This window comes from Prevotella falsenii DSM 22864 = JCM 15124, assembly GCF_000613945.1.
Taxonomy (GTDB): domain Bacteria; phylum Bacteroidota; class Bacteroidia; order Bacteroidales; family Bacteroidaceae; genus Prevotella; species Prevotella falsenii.
Genome location: NZ_BAJY01000054.1, coordinates 1 through 7,005, shown reverse-complemented (window position 1 = coordinate 7,005; position 7,005 = coordinate 1). Strand labels below are relative to the sequence as shown.

General features: G+C 40.4%; 5 protein-coding genes. All 5 read left to right on the top strand.

The window, feature by feature from the left end; genetic code table 11:
- Positions 1-181: 181 nt before the first annotated feature.
- Genes JCM15124_RS12125 through JCM15124_RS12105 form a run of 5 tightly spaced genes read left to right on the top strand, consistent with a single transcriptional unit; the run spans position 182 to position 6,713 of the window.
- Positions 182-958, top strand: a complete 777-nt coding sequence (locus tag JCM15124_RS12125; protein WP_024999616.1) for a cell division ATP-binding protein FtsE — start codon at positions 182-184, stop codon at positions 956-958.
- Positions 959-979: 21 nt separating this feature from the next.
- Positions 980-2,296: an aspartate kinase gene (locus JCM15124_RS12120; protein WP_024999615.1), complete on the top strand. Its 1,317-nt coding sequence runs from the start codon at positions 980-982 to the stop codon at positions 2,294-2,296.
- A gap of 7 nt (positions 2,297-2,303) precedes the next feature.
- A complete protein-coding gene (locus JCM15124_RS12115) occupies positions 2,304-3,509 on the top strand; it encodes a glycosyltransferase (protein ID WP_024999614.1) in 1,206 nt (401 codons plus the stop codon).
- Entirely contained in the window at positions 3,509-4,672 is a 1,164-nt protein-coding gene (locus JCM15124_RS12110) for a glycosyltransferase (protein WP_024999613.1), read from the top strand. Before JCM15124_RS12115 ends, JCM15124_RS12110 begins: the two co-directional genes overlap by 1 nt.
- Before the next feature lie 28 nt (positions 4,673-4,700).
- Positions 4,701-6,713 carry a fructose-bisphosphatase class III gene (locus JCM15124_RS12105; RefSeq protein WP_024999612.1) on the top strand — a complete coding sequence of 671 codons (2,013 nt, stop codon included), beginning with the start codon at positions 4,701-4,703 and terminating at the stop codon, positions 6,711-6,713.
- Positions 6,714-7,005 lie beyond the last annotated feature (292 nt).

Genomic DNA, 7,005 nt, shown 5'->3' with positions numbered 1-7,005 from the left:
GCCAACTTCAGCTTTTAGCGGACACCCAATATCTTTTTTTACATAATAATAAGGTAAATCATTTTTTTTTCTTATCTTTGCATAAGATATAACTGCATTCGACAAATTGAAAGTTCACTTTCTTTGTGCTCGATTGCAATATCTTTGCATAAGATATAATGAATCCTCAAAAAGACATACAATGTTAGTAGATTATAATAAAGTAAATATTTTCCAAGACGAAAAACAGGTACTTAGAAATGTAGACTTCCAAGTTAGTGAAGGCGAGTTTATCTATATTATAGGTAAAGTCGGTTCGGGTAAAAGTTCTTTGCTAAAGACTATTTATTGCGAACTTGACATATATCCTGAAGATGCCGAAAGTGCAAACGTCTTAGAACAATCTCTATTAACACTGAAACGTAGCCACGTGCCGGCACTTAGAAAGCAAATGGGAATTATTTTCCAAGACTTTCAGCTGCTTCATGATAGAAATGTATTCAAAAATCTTGAATTTGTTATGAAGGCAACGGGTTGGAAAGATGCCCAAGCCATCAATCAAAGAATAGACGATGTCCTCGATGAAGTAGGCATGCTTGACAAAAAAGAAAAGATGCCAAGCGAACTTTCGGGTGGCGAACAACAACGTATCGCCATTGCACGTGCTTTGTTAAATCGTCCAAAAATAATTATTGCTGACGAGCCTACTGGAAATCTTGACCCGGAAACAGCTACAAATATTGTAAGCATACTAAAGCGTGCTTCTAAAGACGGAGCTGCCGTTATTATGTCTACACACAATATTCATCTTCTTGAGCAATTCCCGGGAAAAGTGTTTAGATGCAAAGACGGCGAGTTCAAGTTGGTTACCGACAATGCTGAAACAAAGGACTTGGAAGAAAGCAACGAACCCATAGAAACGTTGATAGAACCTCTTGACTTTGTCGATGATGAGAACGTAGCTTTGAACGAAGAATAAAACAGCAAACAGAATACGATTATGAAAGTAATGAAATTTGGCGGCACGTCAGTCGGCTCACCCGAACGAATGAAAGAAGTCGTGGACTTGGTACTTAGAGATGGTGAACCGGTGTTTGTTGTTCTTTCTGCAATGAGTGGCACAACAAATACGCTTATAGAGGTTGCAGACTACCTGTACAAGAAGAATAATGAAGGTGCGAACGAAGTAATCAACAAGTTAGAGCAGAAGTATTTATCGCATATAGACGAACTTTATTCTACCAACGAGTACAAAGAGAAGACCCTCAAGCTCTTTCAAGAAGAATTTAATTATCTGCGTTCTTTCACGAACGACATCTTTACTTCGTTTGAAGAAAAAAGCATTGTTGCACAAGGAGAAGTTTTATCAACCAATATGGTGGTAAATTATTTGCAGGAAAAAGGAATAAAGGCAAAACTATTGAACGCCCTTGACTTTATGCGCACAGATAAAAATGCCGAACCTGACGCTGCTTATATAAAAGAAAAGCTTTCCGCCATTATGGCTGACAATGCTGATTATCAAGTCTATATAACACAAGGATTTATCTGCAAGAACGCATACGGTGAAGTTGATAACTTGCAGCGTGGCGGTTCTGACTATACAGCTTCGTTGATAGGAGCAGCCATTAACTCTGAAGAAATACAGATATGGACCGATATAGACGGCATGCACAATAACGACCCTCGCATTGTTGATGATACGGAGGCAGTTCGCCAGCTGAACTTTGAAGAAGCCTCAGAGCTTGCTTATTTTGGCGCAAAGATATTACACCCCACCTGTGTTCAGCCTGCCAAGTATGCAGGAATACCGGTTAGACTGAAAAATACAATGGAACCGGATGCAGATGGCACCATTATAAATAATGTAATGGAACACGGAAAAATCAAAGCCATTGCGGCAAAAGATAACATTACTGTAATAAAGGTTCGTTCCAGCAGAATGTTTGGCTCGCCCGGATTTCTTCGTAAAGTGTTCGAAGTGTTTGAAAGCTATCAAGTTTCTATCGACCTTATCGCAACAAGCGAAGTTGGAGTGTCGGTAGCAATCGAAGATGCAAGCCACTTGGAAGAGATAACTGACGAACTAAAAGCTTGCGGCACGGTAACCATTGATGCCGATATGTGCATTGTTTGTGTGGTTGGCGACTTAGCTTGGAAGAACGTTGGATTTGAAATTAAGGCTGCCAATGCACTGAAAGATATTCCCGTGAGAATGATTAGCTATGGTGGAAGCAATTACAATATATCATTTTTGATTAGAGGAGAAGATAAGAAGCACGCACTTCAATCTTTATCTGCTACCTTGTTTAATTAAGTAGGTAATGTTTATAATTGATACATACACGATTGTAGTTTCGGCAATGTTGCTTTCAGTAGCATTGCTAACATCTTTTATAAATCCATTTTTCAGAAGGCCAAAGTTATCAGAACCATATTGCAAAGAAATGGCAGACGAGGCTCTGACAGAAGAAACCGAAACCACAGAACAACAAGAAGTCGCAGAAGAAGAAAAGCAATATCCGCCCGTATCAATTATTCTTACACCCAACGACGATGCGTTGGCATTGTCAAAGAACTTGAGCAAGTATCTAAGTCAGGAGTATAAGGACTACGAAGTAATTGTTGTGGTGCCAAAAGGTGATGCAGAAACGGAAGATATTCTGAAGACCTATGCCGGCAATCCGCGACTTTACACAACGTTTATTCCTTCTACTTCTAAGTATATGAGCAGAAAGAAACTTGCAATAACGCTTGGTGCAAAGGCTGCAAAATACGAATGGCTGCTCGTTTGTGATATTTTCTGTGCACCACAATCCAACTATTGGCTATCTGCTTTGGCACGAAACTGCAAGGAAAATGTCAATCTTGTAGCAGGATATACAAACTATGATGACGAAGCACCGGACTTTTGGCGATTTGAACGTTTCTATATATCGTGCTATCTTATGCGTAAAGCTCAGAAAGGAACAGCCTATGCTTGGAATTCCAATGCTTTATTGTTTAAGAAAAGCGAGTTTCTTGCAGCAGAAGGCTTTAGAGGTAACCTGAAGTATGTTCGGGGAGAGTTCGACTTTATCGTTAATAAGTATGCGCAGAAAGGTGCAACTGTTGTAGAAAACTCTATTGATGGAACACTCATAGAAGAAACTCCCAACTATAAACATTGGATAAACAAGCACCTTTTCTATATAGAAACCCGACAACATCTTAAAAGAAGTATGGCGCATCGTCTGTGGTTTTATATCGACCAACTTGCCATTCACATCAACTATCTTTTTATCATTGCAGCTTTGGTTTACTCTATTATAACTGCAAATTGGACAATCTCTATCGCAGCAACTTTAGCATTCGTTGTAACATTCATATTGCGAATATCAATAGGCAAGAAGACTTTATCATTATTCAATGAGGATATTCCGTCTTGGAAAATTATTCCATACGAGTTGCGCCTTATATGGCAAAACCTTGGATATAAAATAAAATACTGGCGAGCCAATAAATACGATTTCATTTCTCACAAATTATAATGCGAATACTGCATCTTACATATAAGATAAAGAAAGGAGAACTGCTCTCCGACTATCTGACACTACTGATTACAAACGAAAAAGCGCAATCAGCAGAAGTTGAGGTGGCAACTACCAAGAAGGAGTTTAGTAAGATGCTGTCAAGTTTCAAACCCGATATAGTACATATACATACTTGCTGGAAACTGAATGCTTTCGCTTGTGCCAAAAAAGCCAAACATAATGGCTGTGCATTGCTTTTCTCGCCTCACGGTGAACTTTCTCCTTTAGCAATGAAGTCGGAAGAACCATTACGAAAGAAGATTTGTTCGGCTGCTTATCAACGCAAAACCGTGCGTATGGTAGATGCTGTTTTAGCAACATCGGAGCAAGAAATGAATGATATTGCTCAACTTGGCTGGAATAAGCGTATGGATTTTGTGCCTTCGTGCCTGCTTAATCGTTCCATTTCTGCCAACGAAATGGCAACAAGCGTATTACAAGTTTACACAAAAGTTATTGACACAAGGTACAGGCGGTATATGGATAGCCTTGAATGGCAATGCTTATGTGCCATATTGCATACAGGATTGCAGCAAGACCCGGCTAATAAGATTATTCCGAGCAAGCGTCTGCTGGAACTTCGTGGGCTTACTCCTCAGCAATGGCAACGAATGCTTATCTGTGCAGACGATGAATTTGTGCGCAATTACGTTGATATTGGCATAGAGCGTTTGCTCCTTGCAATACCCAATATTGACACACCGAAGATTTTAAGATATATGCCTTACATGCAGAAGGCGGAAGGTGAACTTGAAAGAACAAAGATAGAAACAGGCAACTTCCTCGCTAAAAGCCGTTATGAAAATGCTAAAGAGGAGGAAGAAGATACAATAAAGCAAATTGCTACGATGCTGGCGAATGCGAAAGTATTGCTGAAGCAAAAAAGATTTAGTTTACTTCATTTATCTCAAATATATCAAATCATACGGTTTGAAGATTACGATGAGGACAGACTGTTAGTTATTTTGCGTCGCATGCGCTTATTGAAGTTTGCTCGTCGTATGGTGCATATACTTTCAGAGTATTTGTATATAGAAGACGGCTATGCACCTTTTGCACCCTTGGACGATAAAAAGGTGCGCCCAATAATAGAAAGTCTAATTAATAAGGATAAGTACTAATCAACTAATTTTTAACGGAGAATTGACTATGACAAACGAAATTTATGATTTAAAGAAAGACGAACGCTATTTGCAGTTACTGTCTCAATCGTTTCCAACAATAGCAGATGCAAGTACTGAAATCATAAACTTGCAGGCTATATTGAATTTGCCAAAGGGCACAGAGCATTTCTTGGCAGACATTCACGGAGAACACGAGGCATTCCAACACGTTTTGAAGAATGCGTCGGGAAACATTAAGAGAAAGGTGAACGAGCTTTTCGGCGATACGCTGCGCGAGTCGGAGAAGCGAGACCTTTGCACACTTATTTATTATCCCGAGCGAAAGATTGAGCTTGTGAAGAAAGCAGAAAGCGATATAGAGGATTGGTATCACATTGCCATTCACCGTTTGGTCAGAATATGTCGAGATGTTTCAAGCAAATATACAAGGTCTAAAGTGCGCAAATCGCTCCCTGTCGATTTTTCTTATATTATTCAGGAACTTTTGCATGAAAGTTCTGCCGACAAGGATAAGACAGATTATGTCAGCACGATTATCTCGACGATTATCTCAACAGGCAGAGCCGACGACTTTATCACAACTATTTGTAATGTCATTCAGCGACTTGCCATCGATCATCTGCATATTCTGGGCGATATATACGACCGTGGTCCCGGTGCACACGTGGTTATGGATATTTTGAAAAACTATCATACGTGGGATATAACTTGGGGCAATCACGACATATTGTGGGCGGGTGCCTGTGCAGGTAACGATGCTTGCATTTGCAACGTGATAAGAATTGCCTTACGATACGACAATATGGACACCATCGAGGACGGTTACGGCATCAACTTAATGCAGCTGGCAACTTTCGCAATGGACGTTTATGGCGACGACCCGTGCGTTGAATTTATCCCGAAAGTTACGAACCCCGACGTGGTTGATGACAAGAGCATATTGCTTATTGCACGTATGCACAAGGCAATTAGCGTAATTCAATTCAAGATAGAGGCGCAGATGATAAAGAAATATCCTCACTGGAAGATGAATCATCGCTTGTTGTTTGAAATGATTGACTATAAGAAAGGAACGATTACCATTGGCGGCAAGGAGTATAAACTTACATCGTGCAACTTCCCTACGGTAGATCCGAAGCACCCCGAAAAGCTCACACAGGAGGAACAGGCATTGATGGAACGACTTCACCATTCGTTCACCGTGAGTGAAAAACTGCGCGAGCACATTCTTCTCCAGCTTCGCCACGGTTGTATGTATAAGGTAATAAACAACAACTTGCTTTACCACGCCTCTATTCCACTGAATGAAGACGGAACGTTACACGAGGTTGAAATCGAACCCAAGAACTTCGCCAAGGGTAAAGACCTTCTGCACAAGGTGGGAATGATTATCCGTCGTGCATTCCAATCGCAAACCGATTCAGAATGTTCCAAGGTGCGTGAATATGCCATCGATTATTTCCTTTATCTGTGGTGCGGTCCCGACAGTCCGCTTTTCGACAAGGCAGCCATGACCACCTTCGAACGCTACTTCATCAAAGAGAAAGAAACACACCACGAAGAAAAAGGTTTCTACTTCAAGTTCCGCGAGCGTGAGGACATCGCCGATATAATTATGGAAGAGTTTGGTGTAAACAGTGCTACGGGGCATATCATCAACGGGCATGTCCCCGTTCATGTCAATAAGGGCGAAAAGCCTATTAAGGCCAATGGAAAACTTATGGTCATCGATGGCGGTTTCTCGCAGGCTTACCATAAGGAAACAGGTATTGCAGGCTATACGCTCATTTACCACTCTCGTGGTTTCGAGCTTGTTCAGCACGAACCATTTGCATCGGAAGAAGATGCTATTACCCGAGGTATCGACATCGTAGGTACTACACAGATTGTAGAGTTGAACCAGCGTCGCTTGAAAGTAGCTGATATGGACAAAGGTACAGAGCTGAAACTTCAAATCGAGGCTTTGGAAGAATTGCTCTATGCGTATCGCCATGGTTTCTTGGCAGAAAGCGAGAAGAAAAATCCACCGAAAATGTAAGTAAGATATATGCTTGAAAAAGTCCCCTAAGTTTATTCCGAAAAACTTAGGGGCTTTTTCCAATCGAATATCAGTTCTGTAAAATGCGACCCCATTTGCGTATTTAGAAGGAATTTGTTGCAGAGATTATTTGCAGTCCCTATATAATATAAGGTGTAAATTCGCTCCATTTGTTAAGTAACTTGAAAATTTTATTCTTATCTAATATTTCTTCTAAAAACATTTGGTGGGTATTATTTTTTGTTCTACCTTTGCATCGCTTTTCCGAGATACAATGTTATTTTGTTTTAGA